Here is a 22,441-nt window from a genome sequence, read left to right on the forward strand (position 1 = left end):
TTTCGGTCTGGTGCTCCTGCTCGGTTTCCTCACCGCGCTCGGGCCGCTCACCATCGACATGTACCTCCCATCCCTGCCGACCATCACCGACGATCTGCATGCGTCGGCGGCCGCGGTACAGCTGACGCTGACCGGCACCCTGGCCGGCCTCGCCGTCGGCCAGCTGATCGTCGGCCCGCTGTCCGACGCCCTGGGCCGCCGGCTGCCCCTGCTGGCCGGCATCGGCGTGCACGTGCTGGCGTCCGTGCTGTGCGTGTTCGCCCCGAACCTCGCCGTCCTCGGCACCCTGCGCGTCCTGCAGGGCCTCGGCGCGGCCGCCGCGTCGGTGGTGGCCATGGCCGTGGTGCGCGACCTCTGGACCGGCCTGGCCGCGGCCCGGATCCTCTCCCGGCTCATGCTCGTCGTCGGCGTGGCCCCGATCCTGGCCCCGACCATCGGCGGCCTCGTGCTGCGCCTGACCCAGTGGCGAGGCGTCTTCGTGGTGCTCGCCGCCGCGGGCCTGGCCATCCTGGCCGCCACCGCGCTGGCCCTGCCCGAGACCCTGTCCCCGGCCCGCCGCCGCGCCGGGGGCGTGGCCGGCACCGCCCGCGACTACGGCCGCCTGTTCGCCGACCGCGTGTACGTCGGCCTGATCCTCGTCGCCGGCCTGTCGATGGCCGCGCTGATCGCCTACGTGAGCGGCTCCAGCTTCGTCTTCCAGGACGGCTTCGGCCTCTCCCAGCAGCAGTTCGCGTTCGTCTTCGCCGGCGGCGCCGTCGGCCTGATCGCCGCCACCCAGCTCAACGTGCGCCTGCTGCGCCGCTGGACGCCGCAGCGCATCCTCCTCGGCGCGCTGGTCACCGGGACGGCCGCCGGCGCGGTGTTCGTGCTGCTGGCCGCGACCCGCACGGGCGGCCTGCCGGGCGTGCTGATCCCGCTGTGGACGGTGCTGGCGATGGTCGGCCTGGCCATGCCCAACGCCCCGGCCATCGCCCTGTCCCGCCACGGCGAGGCGGCCGGCACCGCCGCCGCCCTGCTCGGCGCGGTCCAGTTCGGCGCGGGCGCGGTGGCGGCGCCGCTGGTCGGAATGCTGGGGGTGGACGCCCTCGCGATGGCGATCGTGGTGTTCGGCGGGATGGCCGCGGCCGCCCTGACCCTGTGGCTGGTCGTGCGCCCGCACCGGCTCCCGGCCGAGCATCTCGTCGAGCCCGAGGCCCTGGCCGCCGTCCACTGAAGCAGCCGGAGGCCCTAGCCGCCGTCCACTGAAGCAGCCGCAGGCCCTAGCCGCCGTCCACTCAAGCAGCCGGAGGCCGTGGCCGCCGTCCACTCAAGCAGCCGGAGGCCCTGGCCGCCGTCCACTGAAGTAGCCGGAGGCCGTGGCCACTACTCCAGCGGCACCACGGGCGGGATCTCGCAGGTGCTCGTCAGGGTCACCGCGGCGGCCGACGCGGCCGCCGTCTGCAGCGACTCCATCACGTCCAGGACGTGGTAGGCCAGGCCGGCGTTGGCGCGGTGCCCGGTGCCGGCCGCCAGCGCGCGGGCCAGGTCGGCCACGCCGGTCCCGCGGGCGGCAGCGCGGTAGCCGGCCAGCTCCGGCAGCTCGGACCACGACTCCGTGGCGGCGGCGAAGTGGCGGACCGGCCCGGCGAAGTGGTTCGGGTCCGGCAGGTGGAGGGTGCCGTCGCTGCCGTACACCTCGATGCGGGGCAGCTGGGCGGCCCACACGTCGAAGCTCATCAGCAGGGTGGTCAGCGCGCCCGAGGCGTGCTCCAGCAGGCCGGTCTCATGGGTCGGGATGCCGACCGGGAACGTGGTGCCGGCGCGCGGGCCGGAGCCGATGGTGCGGGTGGCGCGCGGGGTCGAGGACAGGGCCGTGACGCGGCGGACCGGGCCCAGGAGGGTGACCAGGGCGGTCAGGTAGTACGGGCCCATGTCGAGCAGCGGCCCGCCGCCCGGCTGGTAGTAGAACTCCGGGTCCGGGTGCCAGCGCTCGTGGCCCGGCGTGGTCATGAAGGCGGTCGCGGCGACCGGGGTGCCGATCAGGCCGCCGGCCAGGGCGGCCCGCGCGGTCTGGACACCGGTGCCGAGCACCGTGTCGGGGGCGCAGCCCACCCGGCGGCCGGCCACGGAGGCCACGTCCAGGATCCGGCGGGCCTCGGCGGTGGTGGCGGCCAGGGGCTTCTCGTTGTAGACGTGCTTGCCGGCGGCGAGCGCGGTCAGGGCCACGCTCGCGTGGGCCGCCGGAATCGTCAGGTTCAGCACCAGGTCGACGTCCGGCGAGGACAGCAGGTCGGCGGTGAGCACGGGGCGTACACCCGGGAAATCGGCGGCGAGAAGACCGGCGCGGGCGGGGTCCAGGTCGGCGACGTGGGTCAGGGTCGCGTCCGCGGTGGCGGTCAGCGTGCGGGCGTACTGGGCGCTGATCTTCCCGGCGCCGATGATGCCGACGGTCAGCGGGTCGCCCACGCCAGCCCCCGCATGATGATCTCGTCGTGCTCGGGCACCTCGAGGTCCTTCGGTTCGTGGCCGACGGTGGTGACGAAGACGCGGCCCGCGCCGAAGGTGGTGGTCCACACGATCGGTACGGCGACGCCGTCGACGTCGGTGACGGCGTGGACCTCGATGGCCGGGTCGACGTGGACCTGGTACCGCTCCGTATGCACGTCGAACGCCGGCACCCCGGCCACCACCGGGTGGTCCGTGACCGGCGTGACCCGGTACCCGACGAAGTCCGGCGGGTGGTGGACGAACTGGCCGCCGGTGATGCGCTGGTAGTCGGGCGAGCCGCGGAACGCGTCGACGAGGCCGCCGTGCCAGCCGGCCAGGCCGGTGCCGGCCCGCACCGCGGCGCCCAGGCCGGCGACCTGCTCGCCGGTGATGGCGCCCATGGTCCAGCACTGCACGACCAGGTCGGCCCGGGCCATGAGGTCCGCGTCGAGGTAGGTGTCCAGCGACTCGGACGTGAGGACCTCGTGGCCGAGGGCGCGCAGCTTCGCGGCATAGCGGTCGGTGGTCTCGACCGGCCGGTGCCCCTCCCAGCCGCCACGGATCACGACGACGACGCTCATGGCCGCCGCCGGGCGCTGGCCGGGACGCGGTCGCACGAATGGTTGGAGACCGGCACGGCGACCGATGCTACCGGTCGATCGGTTCCCCTGCCGGAGTCAACCGCATCAAATCAATTTGATACAAAGACCAACCAAGCGATTGCTTGCCCTGCGCGGGAGAAGTTGCTAAATCTTTTAGAAGATTTGAACCGACGGTAAAGGAGGAGCGATGCCGGTGAAGCAGGGCGGGACGGCGGTCTGGGCGCCGCGGGTCACGCCGCCGATCGGGGTCGAGCTCAGCGACGCGCAGGCGCTGGCCTGTGCGTTCCGGATCCTGGCCCGTGACGGGTTCAGCGAGAACATCGCCGGGCACATCACGATGGTCTGCAACGACGACGGGGACATGTACATCAACCCGTGGGGGCTGTGGTGGGACGAGGTGTCCGCCTCCGACCTCTGCGTGGTCGACCGCGACGGGCGGCCGGTTTCCGGGCGCTGGGACGTCACGCCGGCCTTCCACATCCACACCGAGCTGCACCGCCGCCGGCCCGACGCGCGGGTCGTGGTGCACAACCACCCCTACTACGTGACGGTGCTCGCGGCGGTCGGCGTGCTGCCCGAGATCGTGCACCAGACCGGGTCGATGTTCGACGGGGACCTGGCGTTCGTGCACGAGTACACCGGCGAGGTCGACGACGCGGAGCTGGGCGCGGACCTGGCCGGGCGCATCGGCGACAAGTCGGTGGTGATCCTGGCCAGCCACGGGATCATCGTCACCGCGCCGACGATCCAGGAGGCGACGTACCGCTCGGCGAGCATCGACCGGGCCTGCCGCCTCGCCTACGACGTCATGCTGCTGGGCCGCGACCCGCTCGCCATCGCGCCCGGGCTGCGCCACGGCATGAAGCGCTCGCTGCTGGAGCGCGGCACCGATGTGTTCTGGGCCGGCGCGGTCCGCCGGCTGCTGCGCGACGAACCCGACGTACTCGAGTAAGGACCCCCGACATGGCGAACATCGACGAACTGTTGCACAGCAGCGGATTCACCACCGCCAGCCGCGACAAGGTCACGTTCCTGCCCGAGCCGCCGCGGCAGGAGCGCAAGTACACGTTCATCTCCGTCGACGACCACATCGTCGAGCCGCCGGACGCCTTCGATGGGCGGATGCCGGCCAAGTACGCCGAGCAGGCCCCGCACGTCATCGAGAAGGACGGCAGCCACGTCTGGGTGTACGACGGCAACGAGTTCCCCAACGTGGGCTTCAACGCCGTCGTCGGCCGGCCCGTCGACGAGTACAGCTTCGAGCCCAGCCGCTTCGACGACATGCGCCGCGGCTCGTGGGACATCCACGAGCGCATCAAGGACATGGACCTGAGCGGGGTGTACGCCTCGCTGTGCTTCCCGTCGTTCCTGCCGGGCTTCGCCGGGCAGCGCATCCAGCTGTCCACGAAGGACCAGGAGCTGGCCCTGGCCACCACCCGCGCCTGGAACGACTGGAACATCGAGGCGTGGTCCGGCGCCTACCCCGACCGGATGATCCCCTGCCAGCTGCCGTACTTCCTCGACCCCGAGCTGGGCGCCAAGGAGATCTACCGCAACGCCGAGCGCGGCTTCAAGGCGGTGACCTTCAGCGAGGCGCCGCACATGCTGGGCCTGCCGTCGCTGCACACCGGGCACTGGGACCCCATCATGCGGGCCTGCGCCGAGACCGGCACCGTGGTGAACCTCCACATCGGATCGTCGGGCACCTCCCCGTCGACTGCCCCGGACGCCCCGCCGGACGTCGTCGGGGTGCTGTTCTTCGGGTACTCGATGTTCTCGGCCGTGGACTGGCTCTACTCGCGGATCCCGGTCCGGTTCCCCGACATCAAGATCGTGCTGTCGGAGGGCGGGATCGGCTGGGTGCCCGGGCTCGTCGACCGGCTCAACCACATGCTGAGCTACCACGAGATGTACGGCACGTGGAAGGGCATCGACCTGACCCCCGCCGAGGTGCTGCTGCGCAACTTCTACTTCTGCGCGGTCGAGGACCCCTCGTCGTTCGCCCTGCGCCACGTGATCGGCGTCGACCACATCCTGCTGGAGCAGGACTACCCGCACTGCGACTCGACCTGGCCGCACACCCAGCGCACCATCGAGGAGGAGATCGGCGGGCTCCCGGACGAGGACGTGCGCAAGATGACGTGGGAGAACGCGTCGCGGCTGTACCGCCATCCGGTGCCCGCCGCCGTTCAGCAGGACCCCGACGCCTACTAGGCTGGCCGACCGTGGAGCCCCAGGTGCGCATCCATCGGCTCGCCGAGCAGGTGGCCGACCACATCCGCGCGCGGATCATCGGCGGCGACCTCGCCGACGGTGACCCGCTGCCGAAGGCGGAGGAGCTGATCCGCCGCTATCCGGTCAGTCTGCCGACGCTGCGCGAGGCGATGCGCATCCTGGAGGCCGAGGGTCTGGTGACCGTGCGCCGGGGACGGCTGGGCGGTGCCGTGGTGCACCGGCCGTCCCCGGCCAACCTGGGGTACAACCTGGGGCTCGTCCTCGCCGCCCAGCAGGCCGGCATCGGCGACGTCGCGGCCGCGCTGCGGCACGTGGAGCCGGCCTGCGCCGCGCTGTGCGCCACCCGCCGGGACCGGCGCCGGGCCGTGGTCCCGCGGCTGCGCGAGCTGCACGAGGAGTACCTGGCCCGCATCGACGACCTCCCGGCCGTGGTGGCCGTGTCGCGGCGCTTCCACGAGGCGCTGGTGAGCCTGTGCGGCAACCGGCCGCTCATCGCGCTCGCCGGCGCGCTGGAGGCGGTCTGGTCCAGCCACGAGGAGGACTGGGCCAACCGGACCGAGCCGCATTCGGTACCGCTGCGCAAACGCAAGGCCTCGGGCGAGATCCACGGCCGGATCCTGGCCCACATCGAGGCGGGCGAGCCCGACGCGGTGCACCGCCTGGTGGCCGCGCACCTGGCCGAGGCACAGCGCAACCCGCAGCCGGCGGGCGGCGACGCCATCGACCTGGGCCGCCTGCGGGAGCTCATGTACTGAGCACGATCTGTGCCCGATCGAGGTACCCACGGTAGGCTCTGCCGATGCGGGTCGTGGTGGTCGGCGCGGGCATCGTAGGGGCGGCGATCGCGTTTGCGGCCGCCCGGCGTGGCGCGGAGGTGACGCTCGTCGACGCCGTCGGCCCGGCCGCCGGGGCCACCGGCGCCTCGTTCGGGTGGATCGGCACCTCCGGCAAGTTCCCGGGCGGCGCGGCCGCGCTGCGCGACGACGTGCTGCCGCACTGGCGGCGGCTCGAGGCGGAGGTGCCGGGGGTCGAGATCCGGTGGACCGGGTCGCTGACCTGGCCGGCGCCGGACGGGCCGGTGCCGGGCGCGCAGCTGCTCGCCGCGGACCGGGTGGCGGCCCTGGAGCCGAACCTGCGCGACCCCTCACCCGGTGCGCTGCACCATCCCGGCGACGGGGCGCTCGACCCGGTCGCGGTCACCGGCGCGCTCATCGACGCCGCCCGCGGGCTCGGCGCCCGGACGCGGTTCGGGGTGCCGGTCGAGCGGGTGCTCGTCCGCGGGGGCCGGGCCGCCGGGGTGGAGACGCCCGACGGCCCGATCGGCGCGGACGCGGTCGTCGCCGCGGCCGGGACCGGGATGGCCGGGCTGTGCGACCTTCCCGTGGCGGCCTCGCCCGCCGTGCTGGTGCGCATCCCGGCGCAGCGCGGGCTCGTGCGCACGGTCTTCGCCGCGCCGGGCTTCGAGGTGCGCGAGCGCGCCGGCGGCGGCCTGCTGGCCGCGGTCGGGTGCCCGGACGGGCCGGAGGAGGCCGGTCACCGGGCCGCGCGGGCGGTCGCGGCGGCGTTTCGCGGCACCGCGGACGCCCGGCCCGACGCGGTGCACGTCGGGCTCCGGCCGATGCCGGCCGACCGGGCGCCGATCGTGGGGCCGGTCCCGGGCCTGCCCGGCCTCTACGCCGCCGTCATGCACTCCGGGGTCACCCTCGCCCCGGTGGTCGGGGACCTCGTCGCCACCGAGGTCGTCGACGGCGTGCCCGCCGCCGCGCTGGCCGGCTGCCGGCCCGAGCGCTACGCCGCCTGCGACACCCAGGGCACCTGAGGCGAGGGGTAGAAGTCGATGCCCAGGGCCTTCCAGCGGGGCGCCTGGGCGCCCAGCCGCAGCCGGAAGGCGGCCCAGTCGTGGGCGGCCGCCGGCGACCAGCCCAGCTCGGCGATGGCCGGCAGGCGCGGGAACGCCATGTACTCGATGTCGTCCGAGGTCCGGATCGTCTCCGTCCACAGCGGGGCCTCGACGCCGCGGATCGCGCCCGCGGGCGCCCCGAGCAGGTAGGCGCCGGGATCCCAGCCGTAGGCGTCGGCGACCTCGACGAGCGCGGCCCAGTCCTGCCCGAGCGGGGTCTGCGAGTTGTACTTCATGTCGAGGTACGCCAGGTTGGCCGGCGACAGCACCAGCCCCGTGCCACGGGCCGCGGCGGCCGCCACGGAGGGGTTGTCGTTCGTGGTGTCCCAGTACTGGGCCACCGTCGAGGGCGCCACGGTGGCCGCGACGACCTGGTGCCAGGCCAGTGCCGACTTGCCGTGCGCGGCGACGATGCCCTGCACCCGGTTCATGAAGGCGACGTAGTCCGCCTGGCTGGTGGCCTGGGCCTCGTCGCCGCCGATGTGCAGGTATCGCCCGGGGGTGATGGCGGCCAGCTCGCCGATGACGTCGTCGAGGAACCGGTAGGTGATGTCCTTGCCCACGCAGAGCGAGCTGAAGCCGACGTCGGTGCCGGTGTACCGCGGCGGCGCCACCCCGTCACAGTTGAGCTCGGCGTAGGAGGCGAGGGCGGCGTTCACGTGCCCCGGCATGTCGATCTCGGGGATGACCGTGATGTAGCGCGCGGCGGCGTAGGCCACGATCTGCTGGTACTGCTGCTGGGTGTAGTACCCGCCCGGGTCCCCGTCGACCGCGGTGCCCCCGCCGTAGGTGGCCAGCCGCGGCCAGCTGCGGATCATGATCCGCCAGCCCTGGTCGTCGGCGAGGTGCAGGTGGAACGTGTTGACCTTGTAGAGGGCCAGCTGGTCGATGTACCGCTCCACCTGCGCGACGCTGAAGAAGTGCCGGGCGACGTCGAGCATCGCGCCGCGGTAGGCGAAGCGCGGGTGGTCTGCGACGTGCCCGGCCGGCACCGTCCACGGCCCGGGTCCCCGGCGGTCGCGCTCGACCGCGGCGGGCAGCAGCTGCCGCAGCGTCTGGACCCCGGCGAACAGCCCCGCCGGCCGGTCGGCGGCCAGGGTGACGCCGCGGGGCGTGACGTCGAGGCGGTACCCCTCGGCGTCACTACCGCCGGTGAGCCGCAGCGCGATCGTGCCGCTCCCCCGGGCCCCGGGCCGCACCACGGGCAGCGGGTAGCCGGTCGAGCGGCGCAGGATCCCGGCGAGGTAGCCGGCGACGCCGTCGGCCCCCGGGTCGGCCGCGATCGCGGTGTGCCGGTCGATGGCGAAGGTGCCCCGGTCCGCCCGGGCCGTCACCGGCGCCGGCACCACGTTCGCGTAGGCGCCCCCGTCCACCGCCGCGGCCGGTTCGCCCGCGGCGAACAGGGCCGCGCCGGCCAGGAGCACAGCCACCATCGTCCGACGAAGCATGCGGGCCGCCTCTCGAATCGGAGCTACTGTTAAACAGTCTTCCTAATCGATGTCCATCAGGCTATGCGGTGGGCCGGATCGGCGCAACCACGGCACCGCGGGTATCGCCCGGGCGCACCCGGGACATGGGCCGCCACCTGCGCAATCGTAGCGAAACCGGCGCGGCCGGGTGTCCCGCCGCCGCCTGCCGGAGTGACAGCGGGACTGCGCACGGTCACGGATCCTTAAGATCCACTTTGGTTTGCGATGAACAGGTGACACGGAGGTCCCGCTGGTGGCGTTCGTCGGGTACCGTGCGCGGGGCATTCCGGGTCGGGGCGGGCGGCTTTATGGCGGGGACGAGTCCGGCCGGTCTGCGGGATACGTCTTCGAGGAGGGCACAGGGCATGACGACGCCGAACGGGATGCGGCAGTACGACGATCGCATGATGGGCGCCCCGGCCGCGCACAGCGCGCCGGACATTCCGGCGCCGCGGCACGACGGCAACGGCAACGAGCAGGCGAAGGCGCTCATGGTCCTCACCATGGCCCAGCGCACCGCCGAGGAGCACATCGAGACCGCCCGGCGCGAGGCCGAGCAGATCCGGGCCGAGGCGCACGCCGCCGCCGGGCAGATCGTCGGCGAGGCGCAGGCGCAGGCCGGAGCGCTGCGGGAAGAGGCCGAGAAGCTGCTCAACCGGGCCCGGATGACGGCCGAGAAGATCGCCCGGGACGCCGAGGCCTTCGCGGCCGACACCGAGCGCAGCGCGGGCGAGATGATGGGCGACGCGCAGGCGCGGGCCGAGGACATCGTGCGCGACGCGCAGGAGAACGCGCACAACATCAAGCAGCGGGCCGAGCAGATCTACGAGGACGTGGTCGGCGGCCTGACCTCGAAGCGGGCGGCGCTGCAGGCGCAGATCGAGTCGCTGGAGCGCTTCGACCACGAGTACCGGGCCCGGCTCACCTCGTTCATGCAGCAGCAGATGCGCGCCCTGTGGGTCGGCCAGCCGCAGGTCGAGGCCGACTTCCACGAGTCCGAGGCGGTGGCCGGCGAGCTCATGCCGGCCGGGCACCAGTTCGAGGACGAGGACGACGACGACGAGCCGCGCGACTGATCTCGCGCGCACCAGCGCGGGGCGGGCCGGGGTTCGGTCCGCCCCGCGCCGCATTTTGGGGTGTAACAATTCCCGGCCGTGGTCCGTCAGCATTCCGTAGGCGCACTGCCGACCATGGAGGCCGAGGGATGGACAGCTTCTCCGCGTGGGGGGACCTCGACGGCGACCACGTCGTCGACACGCAGGTCGTCGACGTGAACGGCGACGGGCACTTCGACGTGCAGTACACGGACACCAACCACGACGGGGTGGCCGACGTCATGCTCGTGGACCACAACCACGACGGCGTGGCCGACGTGGCGGTCTTCTCCGACGAGCACGGAAGCGCGCTGGTCATGGAGGACCACAACCACGACGGCGTGGCGGACTCGGTGTACACCGTGGGGCCCTTCGGCTCGGGCCACGGGGACACCGCCGCAGCCGATGGCCCCTTCCCCACCGCCGGGACGGCGACCGCCGGGCCGTTCCCGACCGGGGGCACCGAGACCGTGGCCGCGGGGCCGTACCCGACGGGTGACACCGGGGCCGTGCTCGACAGCGTCAATTCCTCGATGCACGACGCCGGCCTCATCTACCGCGACGCGATGCACCCCGGCTCGGTGGACCAGCACGACGTCGACGCGGCCGTGCAGCGCGGCGAGAACGCGGCGCGCAACGCCCAGACGATGCAGGGGTACACGTACCAGCAGCAGGTCAGCAACGACATCCACCGGGGCGACCTGGACCGGCAGTACTCCGAGGAGGCCCACCAGGCGGCGACCGACGCCGCCATCGAGGCGGAGCGGGGCGCATGATCCGGTCCGTCCGGCTGGCGACGGTCGCGCTGGTGCTGACCGGCGCCGCCCTCGCCGTCGCCGCCCTCCCGGCCGCGGGCGACCCGTCCCCCTGCGTCAGCACCGCCGCCTCCGCCGTCGCGCCACCATCGAAGCCGGCGGCGGAAGCCGCCGCGCCGCCGTCGAAGCCGGCGACAGAACCCGCCGCGCCGCCGTCGAAACCCGCGAGCGCGCCGGCGAGCCAGTGCGCCGCCGCCGGGGACCCCGCGAGCTCCGGCGGCAGCGGGGCAAAGCTCGCCGTCGCCCTCGTCGCGGTCCTCGTGCTCGCCGGGGCGGCCGGCGCGTTCGTGTTCTACCAGCGGCGGCAGCGGCTCGCGGCGGCCTACGGCCCGGCCGGGTACACCGGCGTCGCCGGCCCGCCGTCGCGGGAGGCCGCGGGCGTGACCCCGTTCAGCGCCCCGCCGCGCACCGCGCCGCGCACCCGCCCGCAGGGCCAGGACGAGACCCGGCTGGCCCAGGCCCTGCGCGACGTCGCCGGCAGCGGGATCAGCGCGGCGCTGACCCAGCAGGCCGACCGGCTGCTGGCCAGGCTCGGGGTGACCCGCGCCGAGCTGGTGCAGGCCGCCGTGCGGTTCCGCGACCAGCTGCTCGAGCGCGACCCCCGCGCCGCCGCCCGGCTCCTCGACGCGCTGCACGACGCGGGCGTCCGGGAGACCGTGGTCGAGGGCGTGCGGGTCGACGGCCAGCGGCACGAGGTGGTCGGCTCGGTGCCCGCCCCGACGCCGACGCTGCACGACACGGTGGCCGAGACCACCCAGTGCGGCTACGTCGACGGCGACCGCGTCCTGCGGCTGCCGAAGGTGCTGGTCTACCGGGCGTGACCTGACTAGTCGGCCAGCTCCCGGCGCAGCCGCTGGCGGCCCCGGAAGATCCACACCTTGACGGTGTTGACCGGGGCCCGCACCGCGGTGGCGACCTCCTCGTACGTCAGCCCGCCCGCCCACAGAAGGAGTGCCTCGCGATGGTTGACCGGCAGCGTGGCGAGCGCGGCCCGCACGCCGAGCACATCGCTGACCACGTCGGCGAAGAGCGGCCCGGCGTCGGCCCGCTCCGGTCCGGCCGCGTCGAGGCCGGTCTCGCGGGCGCCGGCCCGGCGGCGCAGCACGTCCCGGGCGGCGTTGCGGGCGATGGCGAGCACCCAGGCGGCGAACGTGCCGCGGCCGGCGTAGCGGGACAGGTGCCGCCACGCCGCGAGCTGGGTCTCCTGGAGGGCGTCGAGCGCGTCGCCGCGCTCGCCGGTCAGGTGCAGGCACAGCCCGAACGCGGTGCGCTCCACCGGCCGCCACAGGAATTCCCGGACGACACCCACTTCGGAGAGCACGCATGAGCACGCCCGACCTCGCCGTCGCCCGCCTGTGCGACGCGACCGCGATGCGCCTGCGGGACTCGGCGCTGCGCGGGCGGGTGCGGGCGGTGGCCGAGCGGCTGCGCCAGCCCCTGCAGGTGGCGGTCGCCGGCGCGGTCAGCGGCGGCAAGTCGACCCTCGTCAACGGCCTGCTGGGCCGGTCCGTCGCCCCGGCCGACGCGGGCGAGTGCACGCGGGTCGTCACCTGGTACGAGCACGGCCCGGACGAGGGCCGGATCGAGCTCGACCTGGTTGACGGCACCACCCGGGCCGCCCCGCTGGGCGAGGACGGGCGGCCGCCGCGCACCCTGCCGGTCCCCGTCGAGCACGTGCAGCGGGTGCGGGTCAGGATGGACCTGCCGGCGCTGCGCGGGCTGACCGTCATCGACACGCCGGGCGTCAACACCGTGGCCGCCGCCAACGAGCAGGCGGCCCGCCGGATGGTCTTCGGCACCGACGGCACCGACCACGCCCAGGCGCTCATCTACGTGCTGCGCTACGTCCAGCGCTTCGACGCGGGCGCCCTGGCCGACTTCCGCACCCTGTCCGCGGCCTGCGGGATGAGCGGCGTCAACACCCTGGCCGTGCTGAGCCAGGTCGACCGGCGCGGCGACGCCGACGACCCGTGGCCGGGCGCGCGGCGGCTGGCCGGGCGGGCCTACGAGCAGCTGCGCACCTCGGTCTTCGACGTGGTGCCGGTGGTTGGGCTGCTGGCCGAGACGGCCCGGGCCCGGCTGCTCACCGGGGCCGACCTGGCCGCCCTGCGGGCGCTGGCCGCGCTCGACGAGCTCGACCTCGAGGACCTCCTGGTCGACGTCGACGAGTTCGCCCGCTCGTCCGCCGCGCACGGGAGACTGGCGGGGCACCTCCACCGGTACGGCATCCGGGTCGCCGTCGACGCCGTGCGCGGGCGCCCCGGGCTCGACCTCGACGGCCTGCACGCCGCCCTGCTCGCCGCGTCCGGGTTCGGCAGCGCGGCCACCGCCGGCATCGGCTCGGTGGCCGCCGGCATCGCGCACTTCACCGAGCGGGCCGCGCAGCTCAAGGCCCTCGCCGCGATCGGCAGCCTGCGTCGGCTGGTCCGCGCGCCCGCGGGCGCCGGCGACCGGGCGGCCCTGGCCTCCCTGGCCGACGCGGTCGACGAGGGCCGCCCGCTCACCGCGAGCCTGCGCGGCCTGCGGGTCTTCGCCGCTCTCGACGCCGTCGGCCGCGGCCAGCTCGGCCTCGACGACGAGATGCTCGCCGAGCTGGTCGCGCTGGCCCGCGAGGACACCCCGGCGGCCCAGCTCGGCCTGCCGCCCGACGCGAGCCCGAAGGAGATCGCCCGGGAGGCCCGGGCCCGCTCGGTACGCTGGCGGCGCCTGGCCGTGACCACCGGCGCCCTCGCCGCCGGCCACCGCGCCCGCGACGTCCTCGGCGTGCTGGAGGAGCTGGCCGCGCTGGACGCCGCGGGCCCGGCCGCCGCCGCGCCGGCCGCCGCCGTCGCGCTCGGGGAGGACGCCGCCGGGCTGCTGCGCTCGCCGCGGCTGGCCGGCCGGCTGCGGGACGACCTGACCGCGCTGCTGTCCGGCGACGGCCCGGCCGCGCGGGTCGGGCTGCCCGCGGGGGCCGATGCGGTGGCGGTGGCCGAGCGGGCGGCCCAGCTGGCCGCGCAGTTCCGGGTGCTGCTGCACCGGCCGCTGCCCGCGCCGGAGAAGCGGGGCGTGACCGAGGTGTGCGGGGCGTACGAGGCGATCTGGGCGGCGGCGGCCGGCCCCCGCGGGGCGTGACGGACATGGCCGAGGCCACCGGAAGGGACACGATGAGCGCGGTACGGGACCGGCCGACGGTCGTCCAGGCGCTGCTGGAGCACGCCAACCAGGTGCACGCCCTGGCCAAACGGGCCGGGCGCGACGACCTGGCCGGCGTGCTCGCCGCCGAGGCCGCGCGCTGGAAGGACGTCACCGCCACGATCGTGGTCGCCGGCGCCCAGAAGCGGGGCAAGAGCCGCATGCTCAACGCCCTGGTGGACCGCCCCGAGCTGCTGCCCGTCGACGTCGACGTGGCCACCCACACCTACCTGGCCGTGCGCCGCGGCCCCGAGCTGTCGGTCGTGGTCCGCCGCCGCTCCGGCGAGCGCATCGCCAACCTGCCGATCACGCCGGAGGACATCGTCGACTACGCCTCGGCGCTGGGCGACCCGGACAAGCGCCGTGACGTGGTCGGCGTCGAGATCGCGATGGAGCACCCCCTGCTCGACGGCGTGCGGCTCGTCGACACCCCGGGCGTGGACAGCCTCACGGTCGGGCACCGCCACACCACGATGGCGATGCTGCAGGAGGCCGACGCCCTGCTGTTCGCCGTCAGCGCCCAGGACCAGCCGATCCTGCGCCACGAGCTCGAGTTCCTGGCCGAGGCGGCCCAGCGGGTCGAGGTGGTCGCGTTCGTGCTCACCATGGTCGAGGACTCCTCGTCCTGGCACACCCTGCTGGAGGAGAACCGCCGCCGCCTCGCCGACTTCGTCGGGCAGTCCACCGACGGCGCCCGCGTCCGGCGCCTCCTGAGCGCCCCGTGGATCCCGGTCAGCGCCAAGCTCGCCGAGGCCTCCGCCGCCCGCCGCGCCCTGGGCCAGCTCGAGCGGGCCGACGCCCTGTGGGAGCGCAGCGGCATGGGCCGGCTCGCCGACTACATCCGCTCCTGCGCCGGCGACCGCGAGATCGCCCGCTGCGCCAAGGTGCTGGCCGGCACCGACTCGGTGCTGCGGGCCATCACCGTGGCCGAGCAGGACCGCCTGGTCGCCGCCACCGAGAGCAGGGACGCCCTGCAGGAGCGCCTGGAGGAGGTCGAGGCCGCCGGCCGCGACCTGGCCGCCCGCGTCCGCGAGCGCCGCCGCTTCGCCGTGGAGCAGCAGTTCCTGGGTCGCGACGTGGCCACCATGGTCCGCGCGAAGCTGGACGAGCTGCGCCGCCCCTACGACGCCGCCGTTCCCGGGCTCACGAACCGGGCCCGCGTCGACGAGTTCCTGTCTGGCCTGCCCGAGAGCGTGGAGCTCTCCCTGCAGGCGGCCTGGGCCGAGCTGACCGACCAGATCCAGGACGTGGCCGCGCGGGCCCTGACCGAGTACCTCCTGGCCATGGGCCTCGACCCGATCGACATCGACCTCGTGACCCTGCAGCTGCCGACCACCACCCGCAACCGCCTGGCCAACCGGCCCGACGCCCCGGGCCACCGCTTCGACATGCTGCGCGAGGGCGTCCCCGGCATCACCATGGCCGCGAGCCTGACCACGATGCTCGCCGCGACGGGCGTCCTGCTGCCGATCGCGCTGATCGCCGGCCCGGTGGTGGCCGCGGGCGTGACGTGGCGGCGGCACCAGTACGAGCAGTCGGGCCGCAGCCAGGCCGGCATCCGCCAGCTCATCGCCGAGACCTTCAACGCCGCCGCCACCGAGATGATCACCGCCCTGGACCGGGCACTGGCCCGCTGGCGCGGCGAGGCGGAGGACGCGGTGGAGGAGAGCATGGCCGCGCAGCGCCGCGAGGCCGAGTCCCGCCGCGCCGAGCTGACGGCGCTGTCGGCCCGCGACGCGACGGCCCGCCGCGAGGCCGCGAAGACCGCCCAGGACCGCCTGGCCACCGCGAAGCGCCTGATGGCCCAGGCCGAGCAGCTCCACGCGGAGCTGAGCGAGCGGCTGCGCCCCTTGACCACCGCCTGACCAGCTCAGGCGACCACCGCCACCCCCGACTGAGACTCGCCGAACTCCCAGCCCGCCAGCAGCTTGCGCCGGCCGTCGAGGGCCGAGGTTCCCGTCGGCCACTCGTCCGCGCCCAGGTAGCAGGCGCCCGCGTCGCGCGACCAGAACGGCTCCAGGCAGTGCAGGCGCAGGTGGTCACGCAGCTGCGGCGGCTCGACCGCGGCCAGCGCCGCCTCCCAGCCCTCCTCGACCCGCCGCAGGCCTCCCGAGCCGAACGGGGCCAGCGCCGGCAGGCGGTGCGTGAACGTCGCCATGCGCATGGCGTCGTGCAGGGTGCCGTCCGTGGCCAGGTGCAACAGCGCCGAGACGCGATAGTTCAGCCGCTGCGCCGACCCGTCCGTCAGGTCGAGGCCGTGGCGGGCGAGCAGCACGCCCAGGTCGGCGCCGCGCACGAGCATGCCGGCATCGGCCGCCCGCACGTCGGCGAGGAACGCCGCCGGCAGGACGTCTTCGGCCCAGTCGACCGCGAACAGCGAATTGGCCAGGTCGAACTCCCAGGCGAGGTCCTGATGGTCGTCGTCGAGATAGCAGGCATCGACGGCCGGTAACGCGACCGGGGCGGACGACGCGAGGGCGGCCGGGGCGAGCCAGGGGGCCGGGAGCAGGAACTCGTCGAGGGTGTCGCCGCCGTAGTAGGCGTCGTAGGAGCCGGCAGGGAAGTCGGACCGCCCGAGCAGGACGGCGAAGGCAAACGTCAGGTCCACGCCACGCAGTCTGCACCAGGGGTACGACAAAAACGGGCCGGGATCAGGCCGGCGCCCGGTGTCCGCAACGTCGCTCCACAACGGGTGCGGGAGCGACGTTCCAGGCATGTCAAGAAGGATTCGCCGGGGCGGACGGGTCAGACGGGCACGCTCACGAGGTGGCCCAGGTTGGCCCTCGCCACGCCCGGGGCGGACCACGGGTCGTGCAGGCACAGCAGGTTGGCGCCCAGCCGGGCCACCGGCTCCAGCCAGCCCGACGCCGAGCGCACCGGGCGCACCCCGCCGGGCGTCGCGTGCAGCAGTTGGGTGCGGCCCTCCGGGGCGCTCGCGGCGATCCACAGGCCGTCGCCGTCGACCACCACGCGCGGCACCTCGGCCCGCTCGCGGCTGGTCAGGTGGCCCAGCATCGACACGCCCGACTCCTGGAACAGGGTGCGCAGCTCGCCGCCCGGCTCCAGGACGGCGATCCACAGGCCGCGGGAGGGCAGGACCTGCTCCACGCCGATGGCGTACATCCGGTCGCCGGCCGGGAACCAGCGCAGGGCGCCCGGGCGGGGGCGGCTGGCCAGCAGGTTGGCCTCGCCCTCCAGGGGGCCGGTCTCCAGGCCCGACTCGGTCGCCAGGTGCCACTGGTCGCGGTGGTGCACGGCCTGGTACAGCCAGTTCTTGTCCCGCCGCCGGCCGTGCTCGATCTTGCCGCCCGGGCTGACCTGGCAGACGAGCTGGTAGGGCTGGACCTGCTGGTGGCGGCCGCGGGCGAAGCCGGCCGGGCGGCGGTAGGTCGCGCCCATCGGGGCCTTGCTCGCGTAGCGGCCGAGCACGACGACGCAGCCCGGCGTGCCGTGGGCCGGCATCGGCAGCGACTCCGACGGGCTGTTCTGGTCGATGAGGCGGCGCAGGAGGTTGTTCTCGTTGACGTACCACCGCGCCGTCTCGCCGATGTCCAGCGGCAGCGTGTCCTGGACGAAGACGGCGGTCAGGTTGGTCTCGATGACCGACAGGCCGCCGGTGGCGCCCCAGGGCAGGCCGATCGTGTTGTCGACCTGCGCCGACGGGTACGGGCGCAGGAAGGCCCAGCCGACCGCGCCGTCGGCGAGCAGGATCGGGTCCTCGGCGGTCATCACGGTGCGGCTGGAGCGGATGACCAGCTCGGGGCTCAGGGTGTGCAGCTGGGCCGCGGCGACGCCGAAGCGGTCGGCGACGAGCAGGCCCTCGGTGGTGGCGGCCCAGCCGGTGACCCGGCCCAGCGCGAGCTGCCGGTCCGGGCGGCCGGCCGCGTCGAGGCGGTGCAGCACGTCGACGGTGGCGTTGGGGTCGCGGCACCAGACGTAGACGTCGGTGCCGGTCGCGACGGCCTCCACCACGCCGGCGAGGTGCACGTCGAAGCGGTCGCCCTCGACGACGGCCGGGCGCGGCTGCGGCGCGACGACGGGCGTCGTCACCGGAGGGCGGGCGACGGGCGCGGCGGCGGCAGGAGCGGGGACCGGGGCGGCGACAGGGGCGGAGACCGGGGCGGGGACCGGGGCGGGGACCGGGGCGGCGACAGGGGCGGGGACCGCGCCGATCGAGGCGAGCGACATCCGGGCCGCGCCCAGGGCCACCACCGTCTTGGGGTCGTCCCACGTGCGGACCTGGGCGGCGTAGCGGGAACGCAGCGTCTGCTCGACCAGCGGCATGCGCGAGGCCCCGCCGGTCAGGAAGATGCCGGCCAGCGTCTCGAGCCCGCCGCCGTCGTCCTGCGCCTGGCGGATCGTCTCGTCGAGGATGTCGGCCGTGCGCTGGATGTCGGTGCCGATGAGGTTCTCCAGCTCGGCCCGGTTGATCTCGACGTCGACGTCGGCGCCGGAGATGTACTGGCTGGCGGTGTCGTACTCCGACAGCGCCTCCTTGGCCGACCGCGCCTCGCCCAGCAGGTCGGCCGCCGCGGCCAGCCAGCGCCGCTCCACGCCGGTGGAGACCTGCTCCCACCACTGCGGGGCGCGCTGGCCCAGCTGGGCGCCGAAGTACTCGTACACCCGCTCGTCGAACGTCTCCCCGCCGATCTGGTCGTCGCCGCCGGGCTTGCCGACGACCACGAACTCCCCGCCGCGGCGGGCCAGCACGGCGCTGTCGAACGTGCCGCCGCCGAGGTCGTAGACGGCGACCCGGCCGCCCTCGGCGAGGTTGTGCGAGACGGTGTAGTGCACGGCCGCGGCGACCGGCTCCTCGACCAGCTGCAGGGTGGCCTCGGGGGCCACCGTCGCGGCGGCCGCGCGCAGCACGGCGCGGCGGTCCTCACCCCACGCGACCGGGTGGGTCAGCACCAGCGAGGCCGGGCGGGCACCGTCGAAGCGGGAGCGTCCCTCGGCCACGAAGAGCTCCAGCAGGGCGGCCATGGCGTCGCCGGCCTCGACCGGGGTGCCGCCGAGCAGCATGGCGCCGCGGCCCACGTACCGCTTGGGGTTGCGCTCCGCGCGCTCCGGGGACCGGCCGACGAGCCGCTGGGCCAGGCTGCCGGCCAGCAGCCGACCGGCGTCGTCGAGCAGGACCGTGGAGGGGATCCGGCGCTCGCGCCCGACCTCGAGGATCTCGACGCGGTCACCGGCGGCTATGGCCGCGGCGGAGAAGCTGGTTCCGAGATCGACCCCGAGGCCCCACAGCATCGCTTCCCTTTCCACGCCGCGTCGGCCCCATGCTAGGCGGGCAGAGCCCGGTACCGATCGTCCGTCGGGTGGGCCGCCATCGTCGAAGGGACAGAAATCGTTGACTCGCAAGGGCCACGTGCCTACGGTCGCGGCATGTCGCTCTTGTCCGATCTGGTGGACGCCGTCACGTCCGGCTCGATCGAGGTGGTCGACCTGACCGCCCCGCTCAGCGGGGACACGCCGATCCTGCAGCTGCCCGAACCCTTCGGCAACACCTGGCGGTTCCAGTTCGAGGAGATCAGCCGCTACGACGACCGGGGCCCGGCCTGGTACTGGAACAACTTCCGCTCCGGCGAGCACACCGGCACCCACTTCGACGCGCCGATCCACTGGGTCACCGGGCGCGACGGCGAGGACGTCTCGCAGGTCCCGCCGCGCAAGCTGTTCGCGCCGGCGGTCGTCATCGACTGCGCCGAGCGGGCCGCGGCCGACCCCGACTACCTGCTCCAGATCGACGACGTCCGGGCGTTCGAAGCAGAGCACGGCCCGCTTCCCGCCGGCGGCTGGCTCCTGCTCAAGACCGGCTGGTCCGCCCGCGGCGACGACGACGCGGCCTATCGCAACGAGGGCCACACGCCCGGCATCTCGGTCGAGTGCGCCCGCTGGCTAGCCGAGGAGGCGCCGATCGCGGGCGTCGGCGTGGAGACCGTCGGCACCGACGCGGGGGCCGCGCACTCCTTCGACCCGCCGTTCCCGTGCCACTCGTTCCTGCTCGGGGCCGGGAAGTACGGCCTCACGCAGCTGCGCAACCTGGACCGGCTCCCGCCGATGGGCGCCGTCGTGGTGGCCGCCCCGCTGCCCATCCTGCGCGGCTCGGGCAGCCCCAGCCGCGTCCTGGCCCTGGTCGAGCGCTGATGCTCGTCGCCGAGGCGGTCGGCCGGGCGCTCGCGCAGACCGGCGTCGAGTGCGTCTTCGGGCTCGTGGGCAGTGGGAACTTCCACCTGACCAACGCGCTCGTGGCGGCCGGCGCGCGGTTCGTCGCCGCCCGGCACGAGGGCGGCGCGGCGGTCATGGCCGACGCCTACGCCCGCACCTCGGGCCGTCTCGGCGTGCTCACCCTGCACCAGGGCCCGGGCGTCACCAACGCGCTGACCGGCATCGCGGAGGCGGCCAAGAGCCGCACCCCTATGGTGGTGCTGGCTGCCGACACCGGCGCGGCCGGCGCCCGCTCCAACTTCCGGCTCGACCAGGCCGCCCTCGCCGCGGCGGTGGGCGCGGTCCACGAGCGGGCGGCCACGCCGCAGAGCGCGGTCGAGGACGTGCTGCGGGCCGCCCGGCGGGCCGTGCTCGAGCGGCGCACGGTGCTGGTCAGCCTGCCCCTGGACGTGCAGGCGGGCGAAACGCTGCCGCAGGCGAGGCCCATGCCCGAGCCGCCGGTCCTCGTCCCGGCCCCGCGGGCCGTCGCGGCCCTCGCCGACCTCCTGCAGCGCGCCGAGCGCCCGGTCTTCGTGGCCGGCCGCGGGGCCCGCGACGCGAAGGGCGAGATCGCCCGGCTCGCCGAGCGCTGCGGGGCGCTGCTGGCCACGTCGGCCGTCGCCAAGGGACTCTTCGACGCCGGCCCGTGGTGCCTCGACGTCTCCGGCGGCTTCGCCTCCCCCGCGGCCGCCGGGCTGATCGCCGGGGCCGACGCCGTCGTGGCGTGGGGCTGCACGCTCAACATGTGGACCACCCGGCACGGCCGGCTGCTCGGCCCGGACGCAGCCGTGGCCCAGGTCGACGTCGACGCCGAGGCCCTGCACGCCAACCCGCGGGTCGGCCTCGGGGTGCTCGGCGACGCGGGAGCGACCGCCGCGGCCGTGGACGATGCGCTGGCGGCGCGGGGCCACGCCTCCCCGGGGTACCGCCGCGAAGCACTCCCCCCGGTCCGCTGGCGCGACGTGCCCTTCGAGGACGAGTCCACCGGGGCCACCATCGACCCGCGCACGCTGTCGGTCCGCCTCGACGACCTGCTCCCGGCGGCCCGGACGGTCAGCGTGGACTCGGGCAACTTCATGGGCTACCCGTCGATGTACCTCTCCGTGCCCGACGAGGCCGGATTCTGCTTCACCCAGGCGTTCCAGTCGGTCGGCCTCGGGCTGGCCACGGCGATCGGCGCCGCGCTCGCCCGGCCGGACCGCCTGCCGGTGGCCGCGCTCGGCGACGGCGGCTTCCTCATGGGCCTGTCCGAGCTGGAGACGGTGGTCCGGCTCGGCCTGCCGATGCTCATCGTGGTGTACGACGACGCCGCCTACGGCGCCGAGGTGCACCACTTCGGCCCGCACGGCCACCCGCTGGACACGGTGACGTTCCCCGGCGCCGACCTGGCCGCCGTCGCCCGCGGCTTCGGCTGCGAGGCGGTCACCGTCCGCGCGGCGGCGGACCTCGACGCGGTCGCCCGGTGGCTGCAAGGCCCGCGGGAGCGGCCGATGCTCGTGGACGCCAAGGTCGGCGCCGCCCGGGGATCCTGGTGGCTGGAAGAGGCGTTCAGGGGGCACTGACACGACATGACCGAGCTCGGCCGAGTGCTGCGGGACGGGCCGTTCTCCACGGCGCTCGCGGTGGCCGTGGAGCGCTCCGGGCTCACCCTGGACCGGCTGCGGGAGCGCCTGGCCGAGCGCGGCGTGACCGTGTCGCGCACGACGCTGTCGTACTGGCGCAGCGGCCGCTCCCGGCCGGAGCGGGCCGGCTCGCTCGACGCGGTCACCGCCCTGGAGGACGTGCTGGGCCTGCCCCGCGCCTCGCTGCTGGTGCTGCTCGGCCCGCGAAGGGCCCGCGGCCGCTGGCTCGACCACCCGCAGGGCACCCTGACCCGGCACACGCTGTGGCCTGACGCCGGCCCGATGCTCGACCACCTGGCCGCCCCGCGCGAGGGCGAGGTGGTCACCCGCTCCGTGCACGACGTGCTGCGGCTGGGCCCGGAGCGCTCCGAGCGGGCGCTGCGGGTCCGGCTGGTGGTGGAGGCGAGCGCCGAGCAGTGCCACCGGCTGCCGGTGTTCTACCAGGTCGACTCGCCGGAGCGGGACGCGCCGCGGCTGGCCCGGGTCCACTTCGGCGGCCGCGGCGGGCGCAGCGTCTACGACCACCGCACCGGGCTCATGGTGGCCGAGGTGCTCTTCGACCGTCCGCTGCGCCGCGGCGAGCTGGCCGTGGTCGACTACGAGCTCGAGTTCCCGCCCGGCGGGGAGCTGTGCACGTACCACCGCCGGTTCTTCCGGCCGGTCCGCGAGCACGTCATCGTCGTCGAGTTCGGCCCGCGGCCCCCGGCCCGGTGCCACCGGTTCACCCAGCGCGTCCCCGGCGGGCCGGAGCGGCCGGATGGCGAGGTGTGGATCGGTGGCACCGGGGCCGCGCAGTCGGTGTGGACGGACCTGCCGCCCGGAATCACCGGCCTGCGCTGGGACTGGTCCTAGCCGTG

19 protein-coding genes are annotated in these 22,441 nt (G+C 75.0%); 13 read left to right on the top strand and 6 right to left on the bottom strand.

Annotated features, from left to right (window positions below; genetic code table 11):
- Positions 1-7 precede the first annotated feature (7 nt).
- Complete coding sequence (locus tag ABD352_RS07835) at positions 8-1,213, top strand: multidrug effflux MFS transporter (protein WP_344611879.1); 1,206 nt, start codon at positions 8-10, stop codon at positions 1,211-1,213.
- A gap of 149 nt (positions 1,214-1,362) precedes the next feature.
- Here the strand turns inward: ABD352_RS07835 and ABD352_RS07840 are convergent, their stop codons facing one another.
- Together ABD352_RS07840 and ABD352_RS07845 are read right to left on the bottom strand one after the other, a co-directional pair.
- Positions 1,363-2,445 (bottom strand): Gfo/Idh/MocA family protein, encoded by a 1,083-nt coding sequence (locus tag ABD352_RS07840; protein WP_344611553.1) that lies wholly within the window; start codon positions 2,443-2,445, stop codon positions 1,363-1,365.
- Positions 2,430-3,047, bottom strand: coding sequence for a ThuA domain-containing protein (locus ABD352_RS07845; RefSeq protein WP_344611554.1), 618 nt, complete (start codon positions 3,045-3,047; stop codon positions 2,430-2,432). The genes ABD352_RS07840 and ABD352_RS07845 overlap by 16 nt, the downstream gene beginning before the upstream one ends.
- A 208-nt stretch (positions 3,048-3,255) precedes the next feature.
- Between ABD352_RS07845 and ABD352_RS07850 the strand changes: the two genes are divergently transcribed.
- Genes ABD352_RS07850 through ABD352_RS07865 form a run of 4 tightly spaced genes read left to right on the top strand, consistent with a single transcriptional unit; the run spans position 3,256 to position 7,122 of the window.
- Positions 3,256-4,020, top strand: coding sequence for a class II aldolase/adducin family protein (locus ABD352_RS07850; RefSeq protein WP_344611555.1), 765 nt, complete (start codon positions 3,256-3,258; stop codon positions 4,018-4,020).
- An 11-nt stretch (positions 4,021-4,031) separates the two neighbouring features.
- Positions 4,032-5,282: an amidohydrolase family protein gene (locus tag ABD352_RS07855; protein ID WP_344611556.1), complete on the top strand. Its 1,251-nt coding sequence runs from the start codon at positions 4,032-4,034 to the stop codon at positions 5,280-5,282.
- Positions 5,283-5,293: 11 nt separating this feature from the next.
- Positions 5,294-6,058: a FadR/GntR family transcriptional regulator gene (locus tag ABD352_RS07860; RefSeq protein ID WP_344611557.1), complete on the top strand. Its 765-nt coding sequence runs from the start codon at positions 5,294-5,296 to the stop codon at positions 6,056-6,058.
- A gap of 44 nt (positions 6,059-6,102) precedes the next feature.
- A complete protein-coding gene (locus ABD352_RS07865) occupies positions 6,103-7,122 on the top strand; it encodes an NAD(P)/FAD-dependent oxidoreductase (protein ID WP_344611558.1) in 1,020 nt (339 codons plus the stop codon).
- Here ABD352_RS07865 and ABD352_RS07870 read toward each other — a convergent pair.
- Positions 7,092-8,636, bottom strand: coding sequence for a beta-N-acetylhexosaminidase (locus tag ABD352_RS07870; protein WP_344611559.1), 1,545 nt, complete (start codon positions 8,634-8,636; stop codon positions 7,092-7,094). The two genes, ABD352_RS07865 and ABD352_RS07870, sit on opposite strands and share 31 nt — an antisense overlap.
- A gap of 401 nt (positions 8,637-9,037) precedes the next feature.
- On the opposite strand from ABD352_RS07870, the gene ABD352_RS07875 reads away from it, so the two are divergent.
- From ABD352_RS07875 to grpE, 3 genes are all read left to right on the top strand, one after another.
- On the top strand, positions 9,038-9,748 hold the full coding sequence (locus ABD352_RS07875) for a DivIVA domain-containing protein (protein WP_344611560.1): 711 nt from the start codon (positions 9,038-9,040) through the stop codon (positions 9,746-9,748).
- Positions 9,749-9,876: 128 nt separating this feature from the next.
- On the top strand, positions 9,877-10,542 hold the full coding sequence (locus ABD352_RS07880; protein WP_344611561.1) for a hypothetical protein: 666 nt from the start codon (positions 9,877-9,879) through the stop codon (positions 10,540-10,542).
- A complete protein-coding gene (grpE, locus tag ABD352_RS07885; protein ID WP_344611562.1) occupies positions 10,539-11,402 on the top strand; it encodes a nucleotide exchange factor GrpE in 864 nt (287 codons plus the stop codon). The genes ABD352_RS07880 and grpE overlap by 4 nt, the downstream gene beginning before the upstream one ends.
- Before the next feature lie 5 nt (positions 11,403-11,407).
- Here grpE and ABD352_RS07890 read toward each other — a convergent pair whose 3' ends face one another.
- Positions 11,408-11,902 (bottom strand): RNA polymerase sigma factor, encoded by a 495-nt coding sequence (locus ABD352_RS07890; RefSeq protein WP_344611563.1) that lies wholly within the window; start codon positions 11,900-11,902, stop codon positions 11,408-11,410.
- A 2-nt stretch (positions 11,903-11,904) separates the two neighbouring features.
- Between ABD352_RS07890 and ABD352_RS07895 the strand changes: the two genes are divergently transcribed.
- Together ABD352_RS07895 and ABD352_RS07900 are read left to right on the top strand one after the other, a co-directional pair.
- The gene (locus ABD352_RS07895; RefSeq protein WP_344611564.1) at positions 11,905-13,695 is read left to right on the top strand and encodes a dynamin family protein; all 1,791 of its coding nucleotides are present in this window, start codon (positions 11,905-11,907) and stop codon (positions 13,693-13,695) included.
- Between the two features lie 5 nt (positions 13,696-13,700).
- Positions 13,701-15,620: a dynamin family protein gene (locus tag ABD352_RS07900; protein WP_344611565.1), complete on the top strand. Its 1,920-nt coding sequence runs from the start codon at positions 13,701-13,703 to the stop codon at positions 15,618-15,620.
- A 5-nt stretch (positions 15,621-15,625) separates the two neighbouring features.
- Here the strand turns inward: ABD352_RS07900 and ABD352_RS07905 are convergent, their stop codons facing one another.
- Positions 15,626-16,363 carry a hypothetical protein gene (locus ABD352_RS07905; protein WP_344611566.1) on the bottom strand — a complete coding sequence of 246 codons (738 nt, stop codon included), beginning with the start codon at positions 16,361-16,363 and terminating at the stop codon, positions 15,626-15,628.
- A gap of 137 nt (positions 16,364-16,500) precedes the next feature.
- The gene (locus tag ABD352_RS07910; protein WP_344611567.1) at positions 16,501-19,020 is read right to left on the bottom strand and encodes an Hsp70 family protein; all 2,520 of its coding nucleotides are present in this window, start codon (positions 19,018-19,020) and stop codon (positions 16,501-16,503) included.
- 120 nt (positions 19,021-19,140) lie between these two features.
- Between ABD352_RS07910 and ABD352_RS07915 the strand changes: the two genes are divergently transcribed.
- From ABD352_RS07915 to ABD352_RS07925, 3 genes are read left to right on the top strand one after another with little or no spacing between them, the layout of a single operon-like run.
- Positions 19,141-19,902: a cyclase family protein gene (locus ABD352_RS07915; RefSeq protein ID WP_344611568.1), complete on the top strand. Its 762-nt coding sequence runs from the start codon at positions 19,141-19,143 to the stop codon at positions 19,900-19,902.
- Entirely contained in the window at positions 19,902-21,524 is a 1,623-nt protein-coding gene (locus ABD352_RS07920; RefSeq protein ID WP_344611569.1) for a thiamine pyrophosphate-binding protein, read from the top strand. The genes ABD352_RS07915 and ABD352_RS07920 overlap by 1 nt, the downstream gene beginning before the upstream one ends.
- Before the next feature lie 6 nt (positions 21,525-21,530).
- A complete protein-coding gene (locus ABD352_RS07925; RefSeq protein WP_344611570.1) occupies positions 21,531-22,436 on the top strand; it encodes a helix-turn-helix domain-containing protein in 906 nt (301 codons plus the stop codon).
- Positions 22,437-22,441: the final 5 nt, after the last annotated feature.

This window comes from Dactylosporangium salmoneum, from assembly GCF_039532525.1.
GTDB classification, from domain to species: domain Bacteria; phylum Actinomycetota; class Actinomycetes; order Mycobacteriales; family Micromonosporaceae; genus Dactylosporangium; species Dactylosporangium salmoneum.